This window comes from Geodermatophilus sp. URMC 61 (assembly GCF_052931555.1).
The window spans coordinates 1,543,999-1,567,551 of sequence record NZ_JBRFHZ010000002.1 but is presented as its reverse complement, the minus strand read 5'-3'; the positions used below and the strand labels follow the sequence as shown (position 1 = coordinate 1,567,551).

The following is a 23,553-nucleotide window of genomic DNA, read 5'->3' as shown; positions in this document are numbered from 1 at the left end:
CGAGCAGTCCGACCACCGGGTCGACGAGTTGATGCTGCTCGGGCCACTGGACGATCCTAACGCAACTCTTGTAGCGTTAGCATCGAGGTTGAGCCCACAGGAGGAGGGCGCACGCGATGTCGAGCAGAACGACGATCACGAGCAGGGCGGCGAGCACCACGTCCGTGCGGGAGCACGAGGTCGGCCCAGGCGCGTACTCGGTGGCCGTCGGCCCGGACGGGGCCGTGTGGACGACTCTCGTCGAGGCGGGGGAACTCGTGCGCCTGGAGCGGGACGGCGGTGTCGCTCGTCTCCCGCTCGGCGCGGCACGCAGCCGGCCCATGCTCCTGGCCTGCGGTCCCGATGGGGCGATGTGGTTCAGCCGAGGCGACGGGCGCATCGGGCGGGTCGACCCGGGCGGCTCGGTCACCTCGGTGCCGGTGGGCACGCCGCAGGCCGCGCCGTACGGGATCTGCGCTGGTCCCGACGGTGCGCTGTGGTACACGCGGCTGTCCGCGGACCGCATCGGCCGGCTGGCGCTCGACGGCACGGTGGAGGAGTACGCCCTGGCCCCCGGGGGGATGCCCTCGATGATCACCGCCGGGCCCGACGGGGCGCTCTGGTTCACGCTCAACCGGCAGGACGCGATCGGCCGGATCACCCGCGACGGCGCCGTCACCACGTGGCGGCTGCCGACGGAGGGAGCGGCACCGGTCGGCATCCACGGTGGCCGGGAGGCCGTGTGGTTCGCCGAGATCGGCGCCGGCCGGATCGGACGCCTCGATCCTGGTGGGGGGATCGAGGAGTTCCCGCTGCCCGACCGCGCCGCCCGGCCACACGCCGTGGCTGCCACCGACGACGGGGGGTGCTGGGCGACGCTGTGGGCCACCAGCACGGCCGTGCGGCTGGGCCGGGACGGTGGGGTCGTCGACGTCGTGGCCTTCCGGCCCGGTGCCGAACCGCACGGCCTGGCCCTGGCACCGGACGGGTCGTTGTGGGTCGCGCTGGAAACCGGCTCGCTCGCGCACGTCACCCCGTCCGTCCCCGGCGTGCGGGACGGCGGCTCGTCCCCGGGGGAGTCGTGACGCGTCGTCCTGGGCAGCGGTCCTGGCCGTCGTCACCGCCAGCGCCGCGGGATACGGCGCCGATCCCCTCCCGCCTCCACCGCCGGCTCGGTGGGGTGCCACGTCGGCCGGGCCGGCCGGGTCGTGACCGGCACCGCCGCGGCGCACGGGGGATGGCCGGACGCGCCGGTGCCCGACCGGCTGGGCGACTACCTCCGCGCACGGCCGTGGGCGTGCTGCCGGTGCAGGGCATGCCCGCCGCGCCGACCACGCCCTCCCGGTCCGGCCACCCGGCTGCTCGACCGAGGCCGCGAGCCGGATCGGAGAGGATGGAGCGGACCATGACATCGGCCCCCCTCCTGCCGAACGGCCACGTCGCCGTGCTCGGCACCGGCGCCATCGGGACGGCCGTAGCCCGCGCGCTGCTGGCGGCGCTGCGGGAGGTGGTGGTGTGGAACCGCACCCGTCACCGCACCGCGGCAGCCGTCGAGGCCGGCTCCACCTGACTCCAGCGGGGCCAGGCGCCGATCCGCCAGCTCATCGAGTCGGTTCACGACACCTCGAGAGCCAGCTCGACCTCGAGCTGCACGGCGGGTGCACCCTCGCGGGCGTCACCGCGCGAGTCGCCCAGCGACTTCTCGCCTTCACCGCCGCCATCTGGCACAACCGCCATACCGGCCAGCCGGGCACGAGATCAGCGATGGCCTACGACCACTGACTTCCGTTCGGACTTACTCGTCTAGGTGTCCTGACCAGAGACGTTGTTGACACGCGGCGCGGCGGCTTGATCACGAAGGAGACCTCCGGAAGGAGTGGCGGTGCTTGACGTCGCCGTTTCCCACCGGAGGTCTCTGTGGCCCACGCTGACGCCCGCATCACCGTGTTCGCCCGCAAGCTGATCGTCGACCGTGTCCTGGCCGGGCACCGGCCCGGCGAGGTCGCCAAGCAGCTGGGCGTGAGCCGGCAGACGGTCTCCAAGTGGGTGCGCCGCTGGCGCGCCGAGGGCGAGGCCGGGCTGGCCGACCGCTCCTCGCGGCCGCATTGCATGCCCCGGCAGACCTCGCCGGAGACGACGGCGGCGATCGTGGCCGCGCGGACTGAGCACCATGCCGGTCCGGTGCGGCTGGCCGCGATCTTGGGACTGGCGGCCTCCACCATCGGGGCGGTGCTCACCCGCACCGGGCTGCCCCGGCTGGCCGAGGTCGATCGGCTCACCGGCGAGCTGCTGCGCGGCCGGCGGCACAGCGAGCGGCGGTACGAGTGCGAGCACCCCGGTGAGCTGCTGCACGTCGACGTCAAGAAGCTCGGCCAGATCCCCGACGGCGGCGGCTGGCGGGTCCACGGTCGCCGCGAGGAGGTCCGTGGGCACGGCCTGGGCTGGGACTACGTGCACGTCGCCATCGACGACCACAGCCGGCTGGCCTACGCCGAGGTGCTGCCCGATGAGCGGGTGGCCACCTGCGCCGGCTTTCTGACCCGGGCGGCGGCCTGGTTCGCCTGCCACGGCGTCACCGTGGCCCGGGTGCTGACCGACAACGCCAAGAGCTACCGGGTCGGCAAGGCCTGGATCGCCGTCTGCGCCCGGCTGGGTATCGGGCGCCGGTTCATCAGGCCCGGACGGCCCTGGACCAACGGCAAGGCCGAGCGGTTCAACCGCACCCTGCAGACCGAGTGGGCCTACGCCACCGCATGGAGCTGCAACGACCAGCGCACCGCTGCCCTGGACAGCTGGCTGGAGCACTACAACACTGCCCGCAGCCACTCCGCCCTCGGCGGTCACCCACCGATCAGCCGACTCGCAGCGTGAACAACCTGTCTGGTCGCGACACCTAGGGGCTGCAGCAGTTCGTCTCCTCGACCTGGGCGGTCAAGCCGGTACGGGAGCGGCTGGCCCGCAGGGCGGTGACGATGATCGACCCGGATGCGTGGGTCATCGACGACACCGGGTTCGTCAAGGACGGCACCGCCTCCCCGGAGGTGGCCCGGCAGTACTCCGGCACGCTGAGCAAGGTCGGCAACTGCCAGGTCGGGGTCAGCGTCTGCGCGGTGACCGATACCGCCTCCTGCCCGCTGTCCTGGCGGTTGTTCCTGCCGGCCGGCTGGGACGACACCAAGGCGGCCGACGAGGAAGCGGCCGCCGTGATCCGGGCGCGGCGGGCCCACGCCGGCATCCCGGATGATCAGCGGCACCGGCCCAAGTGGCGGCTGGCGCTGGACATGCTCGCCGAGTTGGCCGGCTGGGACCTCACTCCGCCGGTGGTGGTGGCCGACGCCGGCTACGGCACCAACGCGCAGTTCCGCGCGCAGCTCACCGCCCACGGCTGGCCCTACGTCTGCCAGGTCACCGGCGACCTGACCGCCCACCCGCTCGAAGCGGTGCCCGTCTGGTCGGCTTCTCCGGGCTGGGCCCGCACCCCAAGCCGCGGTACCGCACCCGCCCGACAGGGCTGCGCGAGCAGGTGCTGGCCGCCGGCCAGGGAACCCGACACAAATCACGACCCGGAGGCCAGTGGAAGCTTGCCCTGACATGTCAGTCGTTCGCGGCTGGGCGAGGGGCGGGCGCGGGTCAGCAGTTGACGTCCCAGTGCTGGTCGCCGAGGTAGCGGCAGCGGACCCCGGTGACGACGTACCGGTCGAGGTGGGCGCCGGCCTCCGGCAGGACGTCGTCCACGTGGCGGACGGCGTCGCGGATGCGTGCCGTCACGGCCTTGCGGGCGCGCTCGACAGCGCGGTTCGCGAAAGTCCGTGGTCGTCCGCCGAGGCCGGTCACACGCTGGAGCTCGGCCACTAGGGACTCGTGTTCCTCGTCGACGGCGCGGAGCCGGGCGGCGTCGCCGTCCTCTCCTGCCTGCAGGCGCTCATCGGACAGTTCGGCCAACCGGCTCCGGTAGTGGTCGAGCCCGGTGCGGTCGACCACCTCACCGACGGACTCTGACTGCGCAGGGGACGCGACGAGATCCAGGACGTGGACCTCGCGGCGTGGGTGCCGGACCAGGGTGGCGATGTCCTGGAGCCCCTTGCAGTGCCCCACGGCGGTGGTGCGCCTCGCGAACGCGAGCTCCCACACCGGGCCCCGCCGGATCAGCGACGCGGTGCGTCCCGAGGGTGCGGCGCAGGCCACCATGTCCTCCCTCGCCTCGGCGAGGGCTGCCGCCCCCAGTCGCTCGTAGGCGGAGCACGCCTCCTCGAGCAGGGTCCGGGCGAGCGAGTCGTCGCCCACCGCCGCAGCGAGCCTGCCCGCGGTGTGGGCGTGGCAGCCTGCGAAGGCGACGAACGCACCGTTCGTGCCGCACCCGCCGGCGAGCGGTCGCACCTCCTTGAGCAGTTCGGTGCACAACTCGACGTCGCCCAGCGCCGCGGCCGCACACGACAGTTCGCGCACGAACACCGACCACAGGTACGAGCGGTCGGCCCGCCAGGTGCCGAGGTCGTGTACGGCGGCGACGTGGTGCCGGGCCGCATCGAGATCTCCTCCGCGAGCGCAGAATCCGGCTGCGACGGCATGGGCGTGCACGGGCGCACCCGTCCAGTGCCCCACGGCTGCCCGCGCGAAGTCCGTCAGCTCCTCCGGCACCCCACGGGCCCGGATGAGCTCCAGCCGCTGTGACATGTGCACGTTGCCGGTGTCCGGCTCGCGCAGCCGGTCTCCCAGCGCGGCGGCGTCCTCGATCCGGACGGTCGCCTCCTCGAGGTGTCCGCGCATCAGGGCCAGGCAGGCACGGCGCGTTTCGACGATGTAGAGGTGGCGTGGCTGCCCGAGGGCCGTGAGCAGCTCGAGGCAGGCTTCCAGCGCCGGCTCGAAGGCGGCGCTCCCGGCGTCCAGCAGCGCGGTGGCCTGCAGGAGCAGTGCTTCGGCTTGCCGCTCGCGGTCCCCGGACCGCTGGGTGAGGGCGACGAGCTCGGAGGTGACCTCCGCGCGCCTGGCTGACTCGCTCGGCGTCCACAGGACGTCGTGACGGGCCAGCAGGCAAGCCGGGATCACCTCGGGGTCCTCGGTGGCCCGGCCGAGCTGTAGCGCGCGCTCGCTGAGCGGTCCCGCGCGGGAACGCTGCTCGGGCACGGAGTGCTGCAGTTCGCGGGCGAGCGCCGCCGACAGCCTCGCCTCCAGGGCGGGGTCGGCGTCCCCGACCGAGGCCAGCGCGCTCTCAAGCTCGGCGACGAGGTCGTCTCGGCGGGTCGCGAAGCGCGACCCGAGCGCGGCGGCGGCCAACGCGGCGCGGGTCGTCCCGACGGCGTCGCCGGCCTGATCGGCGGCGGTCCGCGCGGCGCGGACGAGACCCCGGGCGTCGGACGGTCGGCCGCTGCGCGCCAGGACGTCGGCCTCGGTGAGGAGGACGTCGAGGAGTCGATCCTCGGGCAGGGCGAGCCCGGCGTCGGCTACCGCGCCGCGGAGCCGGCGCAGCTGCATGGCGGCCTCCGTCAGAGCGAGGGCCGAGCGGTCGACCTCGGCCGCTCGCAGCGCCCAGGACACGGCGTGGTCGAGGCCGCCGCAGCTCAGTGCGGCACGGAAGTGCCGGGTCAGCTCGGAGGCGGCCACGTCGCCGCCTCGCTCGACCCTCGACTCCAGTGCGCTGCCGATGGCGAGGTGCAGCGCGGGTCTCGAGGCGGCGTCGACGCCGTCGGCGATCGACTCCCGGAACAGGTCGTGCGCGAAGTGCAGCCGCCCGGCGTGCCACAGCAGCATCCCCGCGGGGACGGCCCCAACAGCCGCGTCCTGGACGGCGGCCGGGGTGCGCCCGGTGACGACGGCGACGACGTCAGGGAGCACGGTGGACCCGGTGAGGGCCGCGACCCGGAGGACCTCCTGTGTCTCCGCCGGCAGTGTCCGGAGCCGTCGCCCGATGACCTCCCGCACGGCAGCCGGCACCTCAGCCTCGGGCAGGCCGTCTGCCCCGGCCAGTGCCAGCTCCCGGGTGAACAGGGGGTGACCACCTGCGCGCCGGTAGATCACGGCGGTCGTCTCCTCGGGAACCGGTCGGCCGATGGTGCCCTGCACCAGCAGGGCGGCGGAGGAACGGTCGAGGCCGGTCAGGTGGACGTGCTCGGCGCGCGCGACCAGCGCGGTCAGACGTGCCTGTAGGGGCCGCGGAACCTCGTCGTGCCGGAACGCCCCGAGCACGCACAACGCGGCCGGGCGGGGGTCCTGCACCACGCGCTCCAACAAGGCGAGGGAGGAGTCGTCGAGCCACTGCAGGTCATCGAGGACGACGACCACGGGACGGACCGCCGCCAGCGCGTCCAGCCAGGCGGCGGTCGCGTCGAGCAGCAGCAGACGTCCCCGGTCGGACTGCTCGGCAGGGCCCTGCTCGCCGAGCGCGGTCGAGATCGTGGCGAGCAGTCCCCGATCGCCGGCTGCTGCCGCCCGCGCCCGGTCGATCCCCACACCCCGGACGAGTCCGTTCAGGGCTTGGGTCCACGGCCAGTAGCCAGGGGCGTTCCCGGCCTCCACGCAGGTGCCCCACGCCTGGTCCACGTCGCCGGCGCCCGCCAGCGCGGTCCGCAGCAGGGCGGTCTTGCCCATGCCGGCCGCCCCGCTGACCAGCAGGGTCCCTCGGGCGTGGTGCCTGGCTGAAGCGACGGCGCGGGTGATGTGGGCGAGCGCGTCGTCCCTTCCGATGAGTGCTTCCCGCGACGGGCGGTCCACACACCCATCCTGCCGCTCCGGGCCCCCTTGCGGCGTCTGGCGATCCGCCAGACCCGTTCTGGCGGTCCGAGGTCTCCTTCTGGCGCCTCTCGGGTGAGGTTCCCGACGACGCGAGGAGGAAGCCATGGGCTTCGACCCGTTGCAGTACAAGACCACTACCCGACAGCAGTGGGAGGACGCGGCAGAGGCATGGCACCGCTGGGGTCCCACGGTCGAGCGCTGGCTCGCAGACGCCACCGACCGGATGCTGGACGGTGCCGGCGTGGCCCCGGGCGCATCGGTGCTGGACATCGCCGCCGGTTCCGGCGGCCAGACGCTGGCCGCCGCACGGCGGGTCGGTCGCCAGGGCCGCGTGGTGGCCACCGACATCTCCCCGACCATTCTCACCTACGCCGCCAAGGAGGCGGCCAAGGCGGGGTTGGTCAACGTCGAGACGGTCGAGGCCGACGGTGAGCGACTAGGCGACCTCGCCAGGGAGGAGTTCGACGCGGCCATCTGCCGGTTGGGCCTGATCTACCTGCCGGACCAGGTGGGGGCGCTGCGAGGGATCCACGCCGCCCTCCGTCCCGGTGGCCGGGTCTCCGCCATCGTCTACTCGACGCCCGACCGCAACGGCTTTTTCTCGATCCCCGTGTCGGTCATCCGGCGCCGCGCGGGACTGCCGGCACCCGGTCCGGGGCTGCCCGGACCGTTCAGCCTGGGCGCCCCCGGGGCGCTGGAGCAGGCCCTGGGATCGGCGGGATTCCGGAACGTGGGCGTGGAGACGGTCGAGGCGCCGCTGCTGCTGCCGTCGGCGGCGGAGTGCCTGCGCTTCGAGCGCGAGTCCTTCGGCGCACTGCACCAGATGCTGGCCGCCGTGCCCGAGCAGGAGAGGGAGGACGTCTGGGCCGAGGTCGAGCAGGGGCTCCGGCAGTTCGAGGCGGGCACTGGTTTCGTCGGCCCGTGCGAGCTGCTCATCGCACGGGGAACGCACTGACCGCACCGATCCGGCGTCGGCCTGCCGACGCCGGATCGGGCCGTGTCCGTCGGCGCGGGAACCGGCCCAGTGCATGGCCGGCAGGCGGGCCCGCCAGGGCCGGGGGACAGCCGCTGGGCGATCGTCATCGGGCAGGTCTCCGAGGGGAACTCAGGCACCGCGACGTGGGCCATCGCCCACTCCCCGATCAGGGGGGCGGAGGCGGGGGGGCGAACGCAGCCTCGCCGTACGGCGTCTCCGGTGGGCTCCTGACACCGTCGGGTCGCATGTCGTTCGCGGTGGTATCGCGCGGCGACTGCGCGTCTCGCTCGACCTCTGTTCCGGCCGTGCTGGGACGCGCGCTGCGATGTCCACGGCAATCCGGGAGGAGCGCCTCAGGGCCGCAGAGGATGCCTGAGGGCCTCGCGACGGCGAGGACCCGAGCGACGCCTCGACGCCGTCGCACCGAACGCATCCCGGCCGCGGGCGGACCGGTCCGGCGAATGGGCGTACCGGCCATGCCGCTGCCTCTGCGGTCAGCTCCTCGCTGCCGTCCTCCGCCGGGCGGTGCTGCTCAGGCGCCGGTGCTCCTGACCATCGGTCAGGGCTCGCCGGACCACCGTGGGTGCGTCCTTCTCACCTTGCCGGCCGGACGGGGACGATGGATGGGCGGCCAGCGGTCCACCCATCGGAGGACGGCATCTCATGCGCCGCATCCGCCGGTCGCCGGCCAGACCGCGCCCGCCTCGGCCGGAAGTCTCGGATTGCCATCGGGATCCTCCCGGCCAGGTCGCGAGGTGCGCGTCATGAGCGTTGCGGTTCTTCCCAGCCCACCGGTCCCCACCGAGCCGGTTCCTCCTCCGACCAGGACCCAGGCTGGAGCCTCGGTCGTACGGCCCGCACGGGGCCGGCGGATGCCGGCCCACGCCGCCCTGCCGGCCCGCTGGGCGATGCTGCCGTTCCTGCGCTGGCTGGCGGTCGTGCTCGCCTGCAACGGGATCGCCGCCGCGCTCGTGCTGGTCCGCGTCAGGTCCGTCGCGTCCGTGCCGACGTACTTCGTCACTGCGGCGACCATCAACGTCGGGCTCGCCGTGCTGGTACGGCAGCAGTACTTCGTCAACGTCCTGTTCCGGGCGGCGACGTCGGTTCCTCTGCGCTGGCCGCTGCGCGTCCGCGCGGCGCTCGCGCAGGTGTACCAGTTCAGCGGCGGGGTTCACGTCGGCTGCGCGGTGGCGGCCATCGGTTGGTTCACCGCCTTCACGGCGCTGACGGCGGGCGGCGTGGTCACCGGCCCGCGGAGCGGCCTCGGGATCGCCCTGCTCGCCCTGTCCGCCGCGATCCTGGCCGTCCTCGGCGGCATGGCGGTGTGCGCGCGGCCGACCGCCCGCGAGCAGCGCCACGACCGGTACGAGCTGACCCACCGCTACGGCGGCTGGCTGTCCGTGGTGCTCTTCGCCGTGCTGACCGTGCTGACCGTGCTGATCACGGCGCGCTCCGGTGACTCCGTGGTCGCGGCGCTGGCCGCGTCCCCCGGCACGTGGATCGTGCTAGCCGTCGCCGTCTTCGTCGGGACCCCATGGCTGCAGCTGCGCCACATACCGGTGTCGGTCGTGACGCCGTCTGACCACGTGGCGCTGGTCACCCTCGATCGTGGACGGCGGGTACGGCCCGGCACGGCCAGCCGGATCGCCCGCCGGCCGCTCGGCGAGTGGCACGCCTTCGCCGACATGCCCTCCGGCGACGCCGGCGCCTCCCGGATGGCGGTCTCCCGCGGGGGTGACTGGACTGCCCGATTCATCGCCGACCGGCCTGACTCGGTGTGGGTGCGCGGCGTTCCGACGGCCGGCGTCGTCACGGTGGCTCGGCTGTTCCACCGGGTCGTGTGGGTGGCGACCGGCAGCGGGATCGCGCCCTGCCTGCCGCAGCTCCTCTGCGGCTCGACGCCCGCCCGGCTGGTGTGGGTGACCCGCAACCCGGAGCGCACCTACGGTCCTGAACTGGTGGGGGAGATCCTCACCGCCCAGCCGGACACGATCGTGTACGACACCGACGCGCTGGGCCAGCCCGACCTGGCCGAGCTGGCCTACCGGGTGTGCCGGGAGACCGGCGCCGAGGCCGTCATCTGCATCTCGAACAGGAAGGCCACCCTGCGGCTGGTGGCGCAGCTACGGCAGCGGGGCATGACGGCCGTCGGCCCCATCTGGGACTCCTGAGCGACGCCGCTCGACGAGCGGCCGAGACGGGCGCGGATGGACGTCTGCACCGCTTCGGTCACGGTGTCCGCCACCGCGAGGCCCCAGGTTTGCGACGACCCGCGCCGGGCGGCTCGCGCCAGCAGTGCGACGGGCTGAGCCGGATGCGGCGTGGGGAACCTTTCACCGCCGCCCGCCACCCGCCGCCCGCCGCCCGCCGCCCGCCGCCCGCCGCCCGCCGCCCGGTGCCCGGGGTGGCGATCTGACTGTGAGCCACCCGCCGGCCGACAGCCTCGGCCCTGGCCGGCACGGCCGCGCAGTCGTCGCGCTCAGAAGGATCGTGCGCCTGACAGCGGATTTCAGGTGGGTTGGGCGGTGGGATAGCCGGCGTGGGTAAACCAGCCGGCGGCGTCGGCGGGCGTGACTGCCTCCAGGGCGGCGGCGATCGCGGCATCCAGCGCCGCGCGGGTGCGTGCACCGACGGCCTTGAGAAGGGTCTTGACCTTGCTGAAGGCCTCCTCCACCGGGGACAGGTCCGGGGAGTAGGCGGGCAGGAACACCAGCCGGCAGCCGGCGGCCTCGACCAGCTGGTGCATCCGGTCGGGCTTGTGCGCGCCGACGTTGTCGACCACCACCACCTGCCCGGGGCGCAGCGCCGGCAGCAGGACCCGCTCGAGGAAGGTGGCGAACACCGCCGCGGTGGTGCCGCCCTCGACCGTCATCGCCGGGGTCATTCCGGCCAGCGACAGTCCGGCGAGCAGGGTGGTCACCGGTCCGCGGTTGCGCGGCACCGCACCAGGGGCCCGACGGCCACAGGCGGCGCGGGCGCGGCGGCGGGTCATCGAGGTGTGGGTGCCGCACTCATCGACGAAGACCAGCCGGGCCGGGTCCACCCGGTCCATGTCCGCCCGCCACTGGGTGCGAGCAGCCTCGTCGCGCTCGGTGGCGGTCAGGGTCTTTGCTTGAGCGGTCGGCCCGGCCGCCGCCGACGCCCCGTCGGGGTCAGCGCCTGGCCGGGATCGTCGGCCGGCAGGCTGGCGATGGCCCGCGACATCGTCGCCAGGGACACCCGAAGGCCGGCCTCGGCGGCGAACGCCGCGGCGTGCTCGGCCAGCGTGGCATCGGCCGCGGTGGCCAGCCGACCCGGTAGCCAGGCGTGCAGCCGCTGCCTCTTCTTCGGCGTCGGGCCGTGCCGCTGTGCGGTCGGGGCCAGGCTGCCGGTGGTCCGCCGGCGAGCCAGATACCGGCCGACGGTGTTGACCGACACCCCGAACACCACCGCCGCCTGCTCCTGGCTCATCCCACCATCAACCGCGGCAACCACCCGCTCGCGCAGGTCCATCGAGTACGCCCGCACTCACGGCGACTACCCCACCAAGCAATGAGCACACCGCTGTGACGCGGGTCACTTCAACCCGCCCGACCCGCCGCGGGGCGGCGCACTCGGACCTCGGTGGCATCCAGCAGATCGAGTCGTCCGCTGGCACCCAGATGGGGCGACCACGTCGGCCGGGGTGCACAGCCGGAGCCCGCTCTCAACGAGGCAGCCGCGTTCGGCCAGCAGCGGGCGCACCTCTCCAATCGCCCGGGTGATCGTCGAGCGGGAGACCCCGAAGCAGCAGGCCGGCACGTCGTGGGTGACCCCGTGACGGAGATGCACGAGGGTGGCCAGCAGCCGGTCGAGGAACACCAGCCGGTGCCGGGCACCGGCTCCGACCGCCCGCCGGCGCGGCCGATCGGCCAGCCGCGCGTCCTGGCGCGCCTGCCAGCGTGGCCCGAGCTCGACCACGAGCTCAGCGAGCACTTCCCGGGACAGCCCGGTCACCCGACGATCAGCGACCGCGGCGGCACGGGCCAGCGTCCTCGACACACCACGACCTTGCTCCATCCGTCACGAGCAAGCGGTCCGGCTAACCATGCACGAGGTCGTTAGTGACATCGCCGGGGCTCGAGTGACATCGCCAGGGCTCGAAAGGCTGCCGAGGCGAGTAGCGTCAGGGTGAGACGTCGGGATGCGCCCGGCGTCGACGGGGCGTCACACAGTCGGCGTACCGCGCACGGACCCCAGATCGAGGTCCGCGGCCGAGGCACCCACCCCGGTATCAGCAGTCCGGAGGCCGTGCCGTGGACAGTGCCGAAAACTCGCAACCGGCGAATGCCACCGAGGCGTTGGAGCGCCTGGGCCGGTTGTCCCTGCGCGACCTGTCGATGGAGGGATTGCTGCAGACCGTGGCTGACCTGACCAAGACGGTGATGCCGGGTCACACCGAGGTGTCGGTGTCGCTGCTGGTGAAGGACAACCCGAGCACGGTGGCCGCCACCGGGCAGTTGGCCACCGACCTGGACGAGTCGCAGTACGAGCGCGGACACGGCCCGTGCCTGCACGCCGCCCGCACCGGCGAGCTGACCGAGGTCGGCGACACCCGCACCGACAGCCGGTGGCCGGACTACATGCCGCGGGCGGCCGAGCACGGCGCCCTCAGCTCCCTGTCCGTCCCGCTGGTCATCGACGACGACGGGCAGGTCGCCGGCGGGCTGAACATCTACGCCCGCGAGCCGCACGCCTTCGACGAGGACAGCCGCTCGGCGGCCACGAGGTTCGCCCCCTACGCCGCGGTCGCCGCTGGCAACCTGCACGCCTACCGGAGTGCTGTGGACAGGGCCGACAACCTGCAGACCGCCCTGGAGACCCGGGGGGTCATCGACCAGGCCAAGGGGATTCTGATGGACCGCCACAAGCTCACCGCGGACCAGGCGTTCCAGGTCCTGGCGCAGATGTCGATGAAGACCAACCGCAGGCTGCGCGCGGTCGCCGACGACCTGGTCCACACCGGCGAACTACCCCAACCCGTGATCCCGCCGGCACCGAGGAGATGACCCGGCCCGGAGTGCCTACCGAGTCGCCCCGGATCCGGAGCCCTCGGAGACTGATGAGCAGCCGCAACGGCTTCCGCGGGGGCCGTCGCGGTCAGGCCCCGCCGTTCCAGAACAGGGGACGGCGGGGCCGCCCCTCTCGGTGTCCCTGGAGCCGCCTTCAGCGACACGTCGGTCTAACCGACAGTCTCCGGAGCGACGGCTCCCTGATGAGTCCGCGGGACAGGCGAATCATCCGCCGCCGGTCATGGCGGCCGGCGCACGTCCCCGAGGCTGCCGCGGCGCTTGCCACATGACCTACAGACTGCAGATGGAGGTCCCTGCAGCCGCTCACCGGCCGGGTGCTCGGGCAGCGCGAGTTCACCGTCCGTGGCGGCACGATCGGCCTGTCGCGCATCCACGAGGTCATGCATCTTTTACTCATCCAATACCCTTGAAGACAGCCCGCCTGAGCCATCAACGGCCAACGCCACATCGACAACCTCACCTGCGTTTTCAACGCGAACCAGCAGCGGCCAACCACGCCAAGATCAAATCGCAGGCTTGGCTGTGAGTCCGCCGGAGGCGAGGGCGTCCAGCATTCCACGGACCGACCGGAGGAAAACTGGAGGGAGGCTGCGGCGCTACAGACCGTCATCCAGTAGGTTACCCAGCCGCATTAGGGCGAGAAAAGTCGCCCTGCACACCTGGCGGGAAGCTGACCACTCCGGCCCGACAGCCTTCCCAGGCCGCTGCGCCACCCGTTCGGCGCGTTCTCAGCACACGCCCTGGCATCGGAGTGACACGGCCAAGTGCGACGGATGCAGCAACGCCCTCCGAACGGCGGCGCATTTGGGCGGGCGCAGGCGGACGGTCCGAGCCGCTGACCTCGACGAATAACACTTCGACGGCCCAAGGTGAACTCCTGAACGTGACGGGGTCTCGGGGGACGGGCAAGGGGCTAGTCGAGCTCGGCAATAGCCAGTCACCGGGCGCGTGCTGCGACACAACTCCGGACGCCGAGGGGGCGGTCCGACGACCTTCAGCCGTCTACCGGAGAAGAACCGGAGAAGGTGCGTGATGCTCCGCTGAAGGCTGCCCGCGGGGTGCTGCTCCCTTGCTGACGTCACGGTCCACAGGCCGCCTTCTCTTCCACAGATTGCGAATGTGGCTCCCGGAGGTCTCCCGCCGGGAGTAGGCCGGGATGGACCTGAGACACGCGACTCTGCGAGAGGTCGGTGGATGGCCAAGCATCGGCGGCGCCAGGCGGGCAAGGGCAGCATCAGCGAGTACCAGACCAAGACCGGCTCGCGCTTCCTGATCAAGTACTCCGCTCAGCGGGAGGACGGTACGAGACGCGTCGTCCTCAAGCGGGGATTCAAGACACGCAGGGACGCCGCCGCAGCGCTGCGCACGGAGATCCGCAGGTCCGAGATGGGGGAGTGGGTCGAGCCGTCGAAGCAGCGCCTCGACGCCTACCTCGCCGAGTGGGTCCAGGGCAACGGCTCAGCGCCGCCACACTCGCCTCGTACCGGAAGAACATCCGGCTGCACATCGATCCGTACCTGGGTGCGCAGCCGGTCGCCCGGCTCACCGGCGCGGCAGTGGACGCCTGGATGCGGCAACTGGAGGCGTCCGGCCGGGCTGACGGCCAAGGCGGCCTCTCCGCGCGGACGGTGCGCTACGTGTTCACCATCCTGCGGTCGGCGCTGAGCAACGCGGTCAAGCAGGGACGGCTCCCGGTGAACCCCACCGATCGCTCGACGGCCCCGAGCCCGTCGGAGGCCCGCCCACCGGAGATGCAGGCGTGGACTGCGCCGGAGCTCGCCCGCTTCCTCCGCTGGGCCGACCAGCAGGATCCCGACCTCGCTATGGGCTGGCGGTTGCTCGCGGCCACCGGGATGCGCCGAGGTGAGGCGTTGGCCCTGCGCTGGCGGGACGTGGACCTAGACCTCGGCCGCCTGGCGGTCCGCCGCAGTGTCGGCGTGGTCAAGGACAAGGGCGCCGGCGAGCGACTTGTCGAGGGCCCGATCAAGACCGGCCAGTCCCGGGTCGTCGACCTCGATGCCGGCACCGTGGCCGCGCTGCGCGCCTACCGCGCAGCTCGCGGTGCGCTGACGCTCGACCTCGTCCGGGACTCGGCACTCGTCCTCAGCAACCTCGACGGCACCCACCGGCACCCGGAGCGATTCTCGCGCCGCTTCGCCGGCCAGGTCGCCCAGGCCCGCAAGGCGCTGGAGGAGGAGCAGCTGCCGGTTATCCGGCTGCACGACCTCCGCCATACCCATGCCACCCTGCTGCTCGCTGACGGGGTGCCGGTGAAGGTCGTCTCCGAGCGCCTCGGACACGCCAACGCCACCATCACGCTCACCGTCTACCAGCACGTGCACCCCGGCATGGGCCGCCAGGCAGCCGAGCGCTTCGCCGCGCTGCTCGAGGGCTGATCTAGGTCGCGAAGTATCACGGGGGTATCACGAGGGCCTCAGAGGCCTCTACAGCACGACACCCCGGGCTCCTGACCTGCAGGATCACCGGGGTGAGGCTGTGTCCGAGGGGGGACTTGAACCCCCACGCCCGATAAAGGGCACTAGCACCTCAAGCTAGCGCGTCTGCCATTCCGCCACCCGGACGAGTGCGGGAGCAAGACTACCCGACCCCGGTCGGGGTCCGGGACACCCCCTCTCACCGCGCGGCGCGCTCAGCGCACGGCCACGCCGACGCGGCCGCGGCCGGCCCGCTTCGCTCCGTACAGGGCGCCGTCGGCGGTGGAGTAGAGGGCCCGCAGGCCGGCCGACCCGGCGGCCACGTGGGCGACGCCCAGGCTGATCGACAGCGACAGCAGGGTGCCGTCGGGCAGCTTGAACGGGGTCGAGCGGACCGCCTGCAGCAGCTCGTCGGCGCGTCGGGCGGCCACGTCGGCCGTGGAGCCGGGCAGCAGGACGGCGAGCTCGTCACCGCCGAGCCGGGACAGCACGGCGTCGTCCGCCCGCACGTGGCTGCGCAGGATGCCGGCCAGGTGCACCAGGACGTCGTCGCCGACCGGGTGGCCGTACGTGTCGTTGATCGACTTGAAGCTGTCCACGTCGACGAGGACCAGCGCGGTCCCGGAGTGGGCCGGCCGGGACAGCGAGCGCTCCAGCGCCGCGTCGAACACCCGGCGGTTGACCAGGCCGGTCAGACCGTCGACCGTCGCCTGCCGTTCGAGCGCGGCCACGAGCCGGTCCTGCACCTCGCGGGCGCGCACCAGCAGCACGGCCATCACGACCAGCACGGTCCCGAAGAAGACCAGGTCGGGTACCGCAACCGCCAGCGGCCGCAGGGTCGTCAGGGTCACCGCCAGGGCGGCCACCGCCAGCGTGGTCACGAGCACGACGGCCAGGGGCCGCAGGTGGGACGCCGCCCAGAGCACCGGGAAGGCGAGGAAGACCTGCGCGGCGGTCGAGGCGTCCTGGGTCGTCGTGTTGAGCACCCAGGCCAGCAGCACCCCGGCGACGGGCATCGCCGCGAAGGCACCCGAGCGGTCCAGCCGCTCGGCGGGCACCAACGCGCAGGTCAGCGCCGCGGCGGCGAGCAGACCCGCGCCCATCCAGGAGACGACCGTCGTCGTCCCGGCCGAGGAGTGCTGCACGACGGTGAAGGCGGTCACGACCCCGGAGCAGACGACGAGGATGAACAGCGCGCTCCGAGCGGCAGCTCGCGGGTCGCGGGTCTGCGTGATCACTCCGGTGCGCATGCCCCGGACATCGGCACGGCCGGCAGGGGAGACCAGCCCTCCCTCACCCGATGGGGCGACACCGGCGGTCCTACGCTCGCCGGGTGGCAGAGACCGACCTGAGCCGGGCCCAGGGCGAGGTGGCGGAGCTGCTCTCCGACCTCATCCGCATCGACACGACCAACACCGGGGACACCGCCACCGGCAAGGGCGAGCGGACGGCGGCGGAGTGGGTCGCCGGCAAGCTCGGCGAGGTCGGCATCCCGTCGGTCATCCACGAGTCGGAGCGGGGGAGGGCCAGCCTCGTCGCCCGCATCGAGGGCCAGGACGGCAGCCGGCCGGCGCTGCTGGTCCACGGCCACCTGGACGTCGTCCCCGCCGACCCGGCCGAGTGGAGCGTGCACCCGTTCTCCGGCGAGGTGCGCGACGGCTACGTCTGGGGCCGCGGCGCGGTGGACATGAAGGACATGGACGCGATGACCCTCGCCCTCGTGCGCGACTGGGCCCGCACCGGCGTCCGGCCGCCGCGGGACGTCGTCCTGGCCTTCGTCGCCGACGAGGAGGCCGGTGGCCGGCTCGGCGCCCGCTACCTGGTGGAGGAGCACCCGGACCTGTTCGAGGGCTGCACCGAGGCGATCAGCGAGGTCGGCGGCTTCAGCATCACCGTCCGCGACGACCTGCGGCTCTACCTGGTCCAGACGGCCGAGAAGGGCCTGGCCTGGATGCGGCTGACCGCCGGCGGGAGGCCCGGCCACGGCTCCTTCGTGCACGACGACAACGCCGTCACCCGGCTGTGCGCGGCCGTCGCCCGCCTCGGCTCCACCCGCCTGCCGACGACCCTCACCCCGCCGATGCGCCAGTTCCTCGCCGCCGTGGAGGACGCCTACGGCATCGAGATCGACCCCGACGAGCCCGAGCAGGCCCTGGCCCGGCTCGGCAGCATCAGCCGGATGATCGGCGCGGCCCTGCGCAACACGGTCAACCCGACGATGCTCGAGGCCGGCTACAAGGCCAACGTCATCCCCGGCACCGCCAGCGCCACCGTCGACGGCCGCTTCCTCTACGGGCAGGAGGAGGAGTTCGAGCGCCAGCTGGCCGGCCTCGTCGGGGAGGGCGTGCAGCGCGAGTGGCTGGTGCACGACCAGGCCGTGGAGACGACGTTCGACGGCCCGCTGGTCGGCGCGATGGTGGCCGCGCTCGAGGCCGAGGACGACGGCGCCCGGGCGGTGCCGTTCACGATGAGCGGCGGCACCGACGCCAAGAGCTTCGAGCGGCTGGGCATGCGCTGCTTCGGTTTCTCCCCGCTGCGGCTGCCCCCGGACCTGGACTTCGCCTCGCTGTTCCACGGCATCGACGAGCGGGTGCCGGTGGAGTCCCTGCGCTTCGGCGTCCGGGTCCTCGACCGGTTCCTCCGCAGCGCGTGATGTGATGCGACGGTGAGCGCGCCCGCACCCCGTCCCGGATCCGTCGCACTGATCACCGGAGGGACCGGCGGCTTCGGCCGCGCCCTCGCCGCCAAGCTGAGGGAGCGGGAGGTCACCGTCGTCCTCGCCGACCTCGACGGCGAGCGGGCGCGCACCACCGCCGCCGACCTGGGCGCGGAGTTCGAGGTGCTCGACGTCACCGACCGGGCGGCCAACGCCGCCGTCGTCGAGCGCGTCGAGGCCCGGCACGGCCGGCTCGACGCCGCCTACCTCAACGCCGGCATCTCCGCGGCCAAGTCCGACGACGAGCTCGACCTCGACGAGTTCCTGCACGTGGTGGACGTCGACCTGTTCGGCGTCGTCTACGGCGCGGTCGCTGCCCGACCGGCGATCAAGCGGGCCGGCGGCGGCGCGATCGTCGTCACGGCGTCCCTGGCCGGGCTCTCGCCGATGGCCACCGACCCCGGCTACAGCGTCGCCAAGGGCGGCGCCATCGCCTTCGTCCGGTCGATGGCCCCGCGCCTGGCCCGCGAGGGGACGACGATCACCGCGATCTGCCCGGGCTTCGCCGACACCGCGATCATCGACCGGATCCGCGACGAGTTCACCCAGGCCGGCTTCCCGGTGCTCTCCGCCGAGGAGGTGGCCGACGCGATGGTCATGGCCTGGGCGTCCGGCGAGCCCGGCGCGGCCTACGTCGTCCAGCCCGGCGTCGGCACCGTGCCCTACCGGTTCAAGGGCGTACCCAGCGCGAAGACCGCCAGTGGCGAGACCGCCGTCGTCCCGGAGGCGCTGCGCCCGCCGTCGATGCGGTGAGCGTCAGCCCGCGTCGGTGCGGCAGGCGAACAGGAACGCCGGCGGGACGTTCCACGGCGTGATCTTCTGCTGCACCGACGGGAAGCGCCGGCGCAGCTCGCGCAGGATCAGCGGTGAGTACTGGATCACCAGCAGCACCCCGCCGGGGGCCAGCGTGACGGGCAGCAGGTCCAGCACCCGGCGGCGCAGCCCCGCCTCGAACGAGGTGTAGGGCAGCGCGGAGACCAGCACGTCGGCCCGCTTGCCCCCCAGGTGGACGTCGAGGTCCTCCGCCGAGTCGCAGAGCACCTGCAGCCGGGGGTCGTCGTAGCGCTCGTCGAGCAGCTTGGCCAGGTCCGGGTCGATCTCCAGCGACACCAGGCGGGCGTTCGGGCCCAGGCGCGCGAGGATCTCGCCGGTCTGCACCCCGGTGCCCGCGCCCAGCTCGACGACGAGCTCGGCGCGGGAGAGGTCGGCCAGGTCCAGCATGTCCCGTACCGCCCAGCGGGAGGTCGGCAGGATCGCGCCCACCTGACGGGGGTTGGCCAGGAACGCGCGCAGGAAGCGGAACCGGTCGGTCAGTGTCTCTCTCATGCCGTCCTCCCAGGCCGCCCGGGCAGCGGCGAGCCACGCCAGACCCTCGCACGCCCCCGCCGGGTCAGCGACCGCAGCGGGTCGACGGGGCGCGGGCCGCGCTCAGATGTGCGGCTTGGGCAGGTAGGACAGCCGGGCCCGGCGGCGCAGGATGACCTTGCGCGTGCCGTCGGCGTGCAGCTGCAGCCGGGCGAGTTCCCAGCCGCCGGTGTCCGCCTGCAGGCTCAGCATGGTCGCCGCTGCGGACCGGGACGTACCCGGCGGGATCCGCAGCGGCGCGAACTCGTAATCCCCGGCGACCGCCTCCACCCGGCCGATTGTGCCCTCCGAACGCCCGCCGGTCACGTGCCCTCCCTCGTCGGCGCTCGTCGTCGCCCGTGCCCGGGAGGTGCCCCGCCCACCGGCGACCCCGCGAGCCCGGTCACCCGACCGTCATCTCCCGGACCGCTCCGCGACCGACTCCCGGACTGCCCGACGACCTACCGGGCGGCAGGATGGAGCCGACCCCATCCTGCGACGACACGGAGGACGACGTGACCGTTCCCGGCAACGACGTGCCCGACGCCGACCGCGCCGAGCAGGAGGCCCTGCTGGACCCGCCGGCCGTCGCCCTCGCCGGTGACGCCACCCCACCGGGAGAGGGCGTCCCCGAGGCCGACGCCCTCGAGCAGCAGCTGGCCGCCCGCCCGGGCGAGGCCGGCAGCCCGCTGCGCCCGGTCGGCGACCGCGAGGCCGACCCCGCCGACGTCCTCGAGCAGGAGGCCGAGGTCCCGGTCGACGACGACGAGGCCCCGCTGTAGCCCTCGGCCGCGCGCGTGCGCCGGGCTGTGGTCCTGGCGTGGCCGGCGCCCGCCCGCCCCCGCGGCCTGCCGCACCCCGCGGGCGGGCCGCGGGCCTCAGGGGAGCAGCAGGCCGCTGAGCGCCTGCGTGGCAGCGGCCGCGCTGGTCGGCACCGGCCGGGGGGCCTCGAAGACCGTCTCCTGGCGGCAGACGGTGCCGGGGGCGGGCAGCGCGCCACCGACCAGGTAGGCCTCGGTGGTGCTGTCGATGCAGGCGGACTCGCCGCCGTAGGCGGCGTGCCCGTCGCCCTCCATCGTCAGCAGCCGGGCCGTCCCCAGGTCGTCGGTCAGCCGCTCGGCCCAGGCGTACGGCGTCGCCGGGTCGTAGGTCGTGCCGATCACCAGCGGTGCCGGTGCGGATCCCGACGCCTCGAAGGGCCCGGTGAAGGCGTCCTCGTCGTGCACGGGCCACAGCGCGTAGTGGATCTCGGTGTACCCGCTGTTGCCCCCGAAGTGCGGGAAGGACGCCCAGGACTCGGCGCCGCGGTCCAGGTAGACCTGCAGGTCGTCCCGCGGGTACCGCATCTCGGACGCGCCGATGGCGAACTGCCGGTCGGCCGACGTGTTGTCGGCCCGGAACACCTGGTCGAGCAGCGCCCGGATGAACGAGGCGTCCCCCTGCGCGGCCTCCGAGAGCACCAGACCGAGCAGCCCCCACAGCTGCTTGGCGTAGAGCAGCCGGATGGTCACCCCCCGGATGTCGTCCGCGCTGACCGGCCGGGGGTCGCCCGGGTAGGCGTCGGCCGGGATGGGCCGGGCCTGGGCCGCGGCGAGCAGCTGGTCGTAGGCCAGGTAGGGGTCGGTGCCGCCGAAGCCTGAGCAGGCCACCTGGTCCACGGCGCAGGCCTCGGCGAAGCGGGCCAGTGCGACCTCGATACCGGCCGCCTGCTCCGCGGTCATGCTCAGCGGGTCGTTGAGGTACCCCTCGGCGTCGACGGCGGCGTCCAGCACCAGCGCGCGGTACCCCTCGGGGAAGAGACTGGCGTAGGTGGCTCCGATGAGGGTGCCGTAGGAGTAGCCGAGGTAGGTCAGCCGATCGTCGCCCACCGCCGCGCGCAGCAGGTCCAGGTCGCGGGCGACGTTCGCGGTCGAGAGGTGCTCGAGGATCTCGCCGTTGTTCGCCAGGCAGGCGTCGACGTAGCTCTGCGCCTTGGCCACGAGCACGTCCAGGTCGACGTCGAAGGGGGTCGGCGTCGGCATCACGACGGGGCCCCCGGTCTCCGGGTCGACCCGGCAGTCGATCGCCGGCGTGCTCGGCGCGACCCCGCGCGGGGCGAAGGCGACGATGTCGAAGCGGGCGTTGAGCGCGGCGAACCGGCCGGCGCCGGCCTCCTGGAGGGACGTCACGAACTCGCCGCCGGGGCCGCCGGGGTTGACGAACAGCGAGCCGATCCGGTTCGCCGCGTCGGTGGCCGGCACCCGGGCCAGGGCGATCTGGACGACCTCGCCGTCGGGCTCGTCGTGGTCCAGCGGGACGGCGGCGCTCGCGCACTGCACGCCGGCCGCCGTCCCGTCCTCCGTCGTCCCGCAGGCCGCCCAGCTCAGCTGCGGAACGGCGCCGGGCAGCGGCCCGGCCGCGGGGACGGCGGCACCGGCGACCGCGGTCCCGGCGCCGGAGACGAGGGTGGCCACGGCCACCACGACCAGCGAGCGACGACACCGGACCACGGACCCCAGCCCTCTCCGAGGATGCCGGGGCGCCACGGAGCCGGCGCCCCGTGAACGCCGGACATGGAACACCCGAGCCGTCGGCGCGGGCAACGGCTGCGGTACCTCGCCGTTTGCGGTCCCCGGCGCGTCGCGGGCGGCGCGCCGGGGACCGGTGGCGGTGCGGTCGACGGGCCCGCCGTCCGGACGGCGGGCCCGGGACCTCAGGGGAGGACCGGCGCGGCCAGCCGCTGGGTCGCCGTGGACGCCGCCGGGACCTGGCCGACGCCCACGAACGGGACCTCCTGCTGGCAGACGGTGCCCTCGGCGGGCAGTGCGCCGTCGATCAGGTAGGCGTCGGTGACCGCGTCGATGCAGGCGGAGTTGCGGCCGTAGGCGGTGTGGCCGTCGCCCTCCATGGTCAGCAGCCGGGCGTTACCCAGGTCCGCGACCAGGCTGACCGCCCCGGAGTACGGGGTGGCCGGGTCGTAGGTCGTCCCGATGACCAGCGGGGTCGCCGAGGACGCCGGCACGTCGAAGGGCCCGGCGAAGGCGTCCTCGTCGTGGGCCGGCCACAGCGCGTAGTTGATCTCGACGTACCCGCTGTTGGACCAGAAGTGGGGGAAGGACGCCCACGACTCCGCGCCGCGGTCGAGGTAGACGTCGAGGTCGCCCTGCGGGTAGCGCTGCTCGGACGCGCCGATGGTGAAGTAGAGGTCGGTCGAGGCGCCGTCGGCGTAGACGACCTGGTCGAGGAGCGCGCGGACCGTCGATCCGTCCCCGGCCGCGGCCTCGGCGAGCACCGCGCCCAGCAGGCCCCAGTTCTGCTTGGCGTAGAGCAGGGGCGAGGTGACGGCTCGAATGTCGTCGGCGGTCACCGGACGCGGGTCGGCGGTGTAGCCGGCGGCCGGGAGCGGCGTTGCGTCGGCCTGGGCGAGCAGCTGGTCGTAGGCGAGGTAGGGGTCGGTGCCGCCGAAGCCCGAGCAGGCCACCTGGTCGACGGCGCAGACCTCCGCGAAGCGGGCCAGCGCCGTCTCGAACCCGGCGGTCTGCGTGGCCAGACTGCTGAGCGGGTCGTTGATGTACTGATCGGCGTCCAGGGCGCCGTCGAGGACCATCGCCCGGTGCCGGTCGGGGAAGAGGCTGGCGTAGGTGGCGCCGAGGAAGGTCCCGTAGGAGAAGCCCAGGTACGTCAGCCGGTCGTCACCGACCGCGGCGCGCAGGGCGTCCATGTCCCGGGCGACGTTGGCCGTCGAGACGTGCTCGAGGATCTCCCCGTTGTTCGCCAGGCACGCGTCGACGTAGCCCTGCGCCTTGGCGACGTAGGCGTCGACGTCGATGTCCAGGGGGTCCGGCACCGGGACGGAGTAGATGCCCTGGGTCTCCTGGTCCACCTGGCAGTCGATCGCCGGCGTGCTGGGCGCGACCCCGCGGGGGGCGAAGGCGACGATGTCGAAGCGGGCGTTGAGGTCGGCGAACAGGCCGGCGCCGGCCTCCTGCAGGTAGGTCACGAACTCGCCGCCGGGGCCGCCGGGGTTGACGAACAGCGAGCCGATCCGGTTCGCCGGGTCGGTGGCCGGGACGCGCGCGACGGCGATCTGCACCTGCGCCCCGTCCGGCTCGTCGTAGTCCATCGGGAGGTCCGCCGTCGCGCACTCCACGCCGACCGCGGTCGCCTCGGCCGTCGTCCCGCACCCGGTCCAGGTCAGCGGCGCGACCGGGCTCGTGGGTGGCTCGCCGGCGGGGCTCTCCGCCGCGGCGACCCCCGTCCCCGTTCCGAGGACCAGGACGGTCAGTGTGCTGACGACGGCAGCGCGACAGCGTGCGCTCACGGCGGCTCCTGAGGCAGGGGGCG

General features: G+C 73.6%; 20 protein-coding genes, 1 tRNA gene and 1 pseudogene. 12 read left to right on the top strand and 10 right to left on the bottom strand.

What is annotated here, in order from left to right; translation table 11 throughout:
• Window positions 1-116 precede the first annotated feature (116 nt).
• The 5 genes and pseudogenes from ACU610_RS07320 (at window position 117) to ACU610_RS07300 (ending at window position 3,569) form a co-directional block, all read left to right on the top strand.
• The gene (locus ACU610_RS07320) at window positions 117-1,064 is read left to right on the top strand and encodes a Vgb family protein (protein ID WP_446767043.1); all 948 of its coding nucleotides are present in this window, start codon (window positions 117-119) and stop codon (window positions 1,062-1,064) included.
• Window positions 1,065-1,384: 320 nt separating this feature from the next.
• Window positions 1,385-1,549 (top strand): NAD(P)-dependent oxidoreductase, encoded by a 165-nt coding sequence (locus tag ACU610_RS07315; RefSeq protein WP_446767042.1) that lies wholly within the window; start codon window positions 1,385-1,387, stop codon window positions 1,547-1,549.
• Between the two features lie 15 nt (window positions 1,550-1,564).
• Window positions 1,565-1,761 (top strand): annotated as a pseudogene (locus tag ACU610_RS07310) (IS982 family transposase); the annotation flags it as partial.
• Between the two features lie 135 nt (window positions 1,762-1,896).
• The gene (locus tag ACU610_RS07305; RefSeq protein ID WP_446767041.1) at window positions 1,897-2,850 is read left to right on the top strand and encodes an IS481 family transposase; all 954 of its coding nucleotides are present in this window, start codon (window positions 1,897-1,899) and stop codon (window positions 2,848-2,850) included.
• Window positions 2,851-2,879: 29 nt separating this feature from the next.
• Window positions 2,880-3,569 (top strand): IS701 family transposase, encoded by a 690-nt coding sequence (locus ACU610_RS07300; RefSeq protein WP_446770702.1) that lies wholly within the window; start codon window positions 2,880-2,882, stop codon window positions 3,567-3,569.
• Window positions 3,570-3,609: 40 nt separating this feature from the next.
• Here the strand turns inward: ACU610_RS07300 and ACU610_RS07295 are convergent, their stop codons facing one another.
• Complete coding sequence (locus tag ACU610_RS07295; RefSeq protein WP_446767040.1) at window positions 3,610-6,687, bottom strand: ATP-binding protein; 3,078 nt, start codon at window positions 6,685-6,687, stop codon at window positions 3,610-3,612.
• Window positions 6,688-6,811: 124 nt separating this feature from the next.
• Between ACU610_RS07295 and ACU610_RS07290 the strand changes: the two genes are divergently transcribed.
• Complete coding sequence (locus tag ACU610_RS07290) at window positions 6,812-7,663, top strand: class I SAM-dependent methyltransferase (RefSeq protein ID WP_446767039.1); 852 nt, start codon at window positions 6,812-6,814, stop codon at window positions 7,661-7,663.
• Between the two features lie 893 nt (window positions 7,664-8,556).
• Window positions 8,557-9,855 carry a hypothetical protein gene (locus tag ACU610_RS07285; RefSeq protein WP_446767038.1) on the top strand — a complete coding sequence of 433 codons (1,299 nt, stop codon included), beginning with the start codon at window positions 8,557-8,559 and terminating at the stop codon, window positions 9,853-9,855.
• A gap of 338 nt (window positions 9,856-10,193) precedes the next feature.
• Here the strand turns inward: ACU610_RS07285 and ACU610_RS07280 are convergent, their stop codons facing one another.
• The 3 genes from ACU610_RS07280 to ACU610_RS07270 form a co-directional block, all read right to left on the bottom strand.
• On the bottom strand, window positions 10,194-10,736 hold the full coding sequence (locus ACU610_RS07280) for an IS630 family transposase (protein ID WP_446765708.1): 543 nt from the start codon (window positions 10,734-10,736) through the stop codon (window positions 10,194-10,196).
• 47 nt (window positions 10,737-10,783) lie between these two features.
• Window positions 10,784-11,176, bottom strand: coding sequence for a helix-turn-helix domain-containing protein (locus ACU610_RS07275; RefSeq protein ID WP_446770701.1), 393 nt, complete (start codon window positions 11,174-11,176; stop codon window positions 10,784-10,786).
• A gap of 63 nt (window positions 11,177-11,239) precedes the next feature.
• Window positions 11,240-11,704: a helix-turn-helix domain-containing protein gene (locus ACU610_RS07270; RefSeq protein ID WP_446767037.1), complete on the bottom strand. Its 465-nt coding sequence runs from the start codon at window positions 11,702-11,704 to the stop codon at window positions 11,240-11,242.
• Between the two features lie 254 nt (window positions 11,705-11,958).
• Here ACU610_RS07270 and ACU610_RS07265 point away from each other — a divergent pair, with 254 nt between their 5' ends.
• Entirely contained in the window at window positions 11,959-12,711 is a 753-nt protein-coding gene (locus ACU610_RS07265) for an ANTAR domain-containing protein (RefSeq protein ID WP_446767036.1), read from the top strand.
• Window positions 12,712-14,174: 1,463 nt separating this feature from the next.
• Window positions 14,175-15,131, top strand: a complete 957-nt coding sequence (locus tag ACU610_RS07260) for a tyrosine-type recombinase/integrase (RefSeq protein ID WP_446767035.1) — start codon at window positions 14,175-14,177, stop codon at window positions 15,129-15,131.
• Between the two features lie 101 nt (window positions 15,132-15,232).
• Here ACU610_RS07260 and ACU610_RS07255 read toward each other — a convergent pair.
• Both ACU610_RS07255 and ACU610_RS07250 read right to left on the bottom strand, forming a co-directional pair.
• Window positions 15,233-15,317, bottom strand: a tRNA-Leu gene (locus ACU610_RS07255).
• A 68-nt stretch (window positions 15,318-15,385) separates the two neighbouring features.
• A complete protein-coding gene (locus ACU610_RS07250; RefSeq protein WP_446767034.1) occupies window positions 15,386-16,420 on the bottom strand; it encodes a GGDEF domain-containing protein in 1,035 nt (344 codons plus the stop codon).
• An 83-nt stretch (window positions 16,421-16,503) separates the two neighbouring features.
• Between ACU610_RS07250 and ACU610_RS07245 the strand changes: the two genes are divergently transcribed.
• Together ACU610_RS07245 and ACU610_RS07240 are read left to right on the top strand one after the other, a co-directional pair.
• Window positions 16,504-17,823, top strand: a complete 1,320-nt coding sequence (locus tag ACU610_RS07245) for a M20/M25/M40 family metallo-hydrolase (protein ID WP_446767033.1) — start codon at window positions 16,504-16,506, stop codon at window positions 17,821-17,823.
• A gap of 12 nt (window positions 17,824-17,835) precedes the next feature.
• Window positions 17,836-18,639, top strand: coding sequence for an SDR family oxidoreductase (locus ACU610_RS07240; protein WP_446767032.1), 804 nt, complete (start codon window positions 17,836-17,838; stop codon window positions 18,637-18,639).
• Between the two features lie 3 nt (window positions 18,640-18,642).
• Here ACU610_RS07240 and ACU610_RS07235 read toward each other — a convergent pair whose 3' ends face one another.
• The gene (locus tag ACU610_RS07235; protein ID WP_446767031.1) at window positions 18,643-19,212 is read right to left on the bottom strand and encodes a class I SAM-dependent methyltransferase; all 570 of its coding nucleotides are present in this window, start codon (window positions 19,210-19,212) and stop codon (window positions 18,643-18,645) included.
• 102 nt (window positions 19,213-19,314) lie between these two features.
• Window positions 19,315-19,557 (bottom strand): DUF5703 family protein, encoded by a 243-nt coding sequence (locus tag ACU610_RS07230; protein ID WP_446767030.1) that lies wholly within the window; start codon window positions 19,555-19,557, stop codon window positions 19,315-19,317.
• 188 nt (window positions 19,558-19,745) lie between these two features.
• On the opposite strand from ACU610_RS07230, the gene ACU610_RS07225 reads away from it, so the two are divergent.
• Entirely contained in the window at window positions 19,746-20,012 is a 267-nt protein-coding gene (locus tag ACU610_RS07225; protein WP_446767029.1) for a hypothetical protein, read from the top strand.
• Between the two features lie 96 nt (window positions 20,013-20,108).
• Here ACU610_RS07225 and ACU610_RS07220 read toward each other — a convergent pair whose 3' ends face one another.
• Both ACU610_RS07220 and ACU610_RS07215 read right to left on the bottom strand, forming a co-directional pair.
• On the bottom strand, window positions 20,109-21,689 hold the full coding sequence (locus tag ACU610_RS07220) for an alpha/beta hydrolase (protein ID WP_446767028.1): 1,581 nt from the start codon (window positions 21,687-21,689) through the stop codon (window positions 20,109-20,111).
• A 233-nt stretch (window positions 21,690-21,922) separates the two neighbouring features.
• Window positions 21,923-23,530, bottom strand: a complete 1,608-nt coding sequence (locus ACU610_RS07215) for an alpha/beta hydrolase (RefSeq protein WP_446767027.1) — start codon at window positions 23,528-23,530, stop codon at window positions 21,923-21,925.
• Window positions 23,531-23,553: the final 23 nt, after the last annotated feature.

What these genes read in the sequence shown, in the direction of transcription:
- ACU610_RS07320 (WP_446767043.1), top strand. Translation starts at nt 117, where the DNA reads ATGTCGAGCAGAACGACGATCACGAGCAGGGCGGCGAGCACCACGTCC.
- ACU610_RS07315 (WP_446767042.1), top strand. Translation starts at nt 1,385, where the DNA reads ATGACATCGGCCCCCCTCCTGCCGAACGGCCACGTCGCCGTGCTCGGC.
- ACU610_RS07290 (WP_446767039.1), top strand. Translation starts at nt 6,812, where the DNA reads ATGGGCTTCGACCCGTTGCAGTACAAGACCACTACCCGACAGCAGTGG.
- ACU610_RS07285 (WP_446767038.1), top strand. Translation starts at nt 8,557, where the DNA reads ATGCCGGCCCACGCCGCCCTGCCGGCCCGCTGGGCGATGCTGCCGTTC.
- ACU610_RS07280 (WP_446765708.1), bottom strand. Translation starts at nt 10,736, where the DNA reads ATGGACCGGGTGGACCCGGCCCGGCTGGTCTTCGTCGATGAGTGCGGC.
- ACU610_RS07275 (WP_446770701.1), bottom strand. Translation starts at nt 11,176, where the DNA reads ATGGACCTGCGCGAGCGGGTGGTTGCCGCGGTTGATGGTGGGATGAGC.
- ACU610_RS07250 (WP_446767034.1), bottom strand. Translation starts at nt 16,420, where the DNA reads ATGCGCACCGGAGTGATCACGCAGACCCGCGACCCGCGAGCTGCCGCT.
- ACU610_RS07235 (WP_446767031.1), bottom strand. Translation starts at nt 19,212, where the DNA reads ATGAGAGAGACACTGACCGACCGGTTCCGCTTCCTGCGCGCGTTCCTG.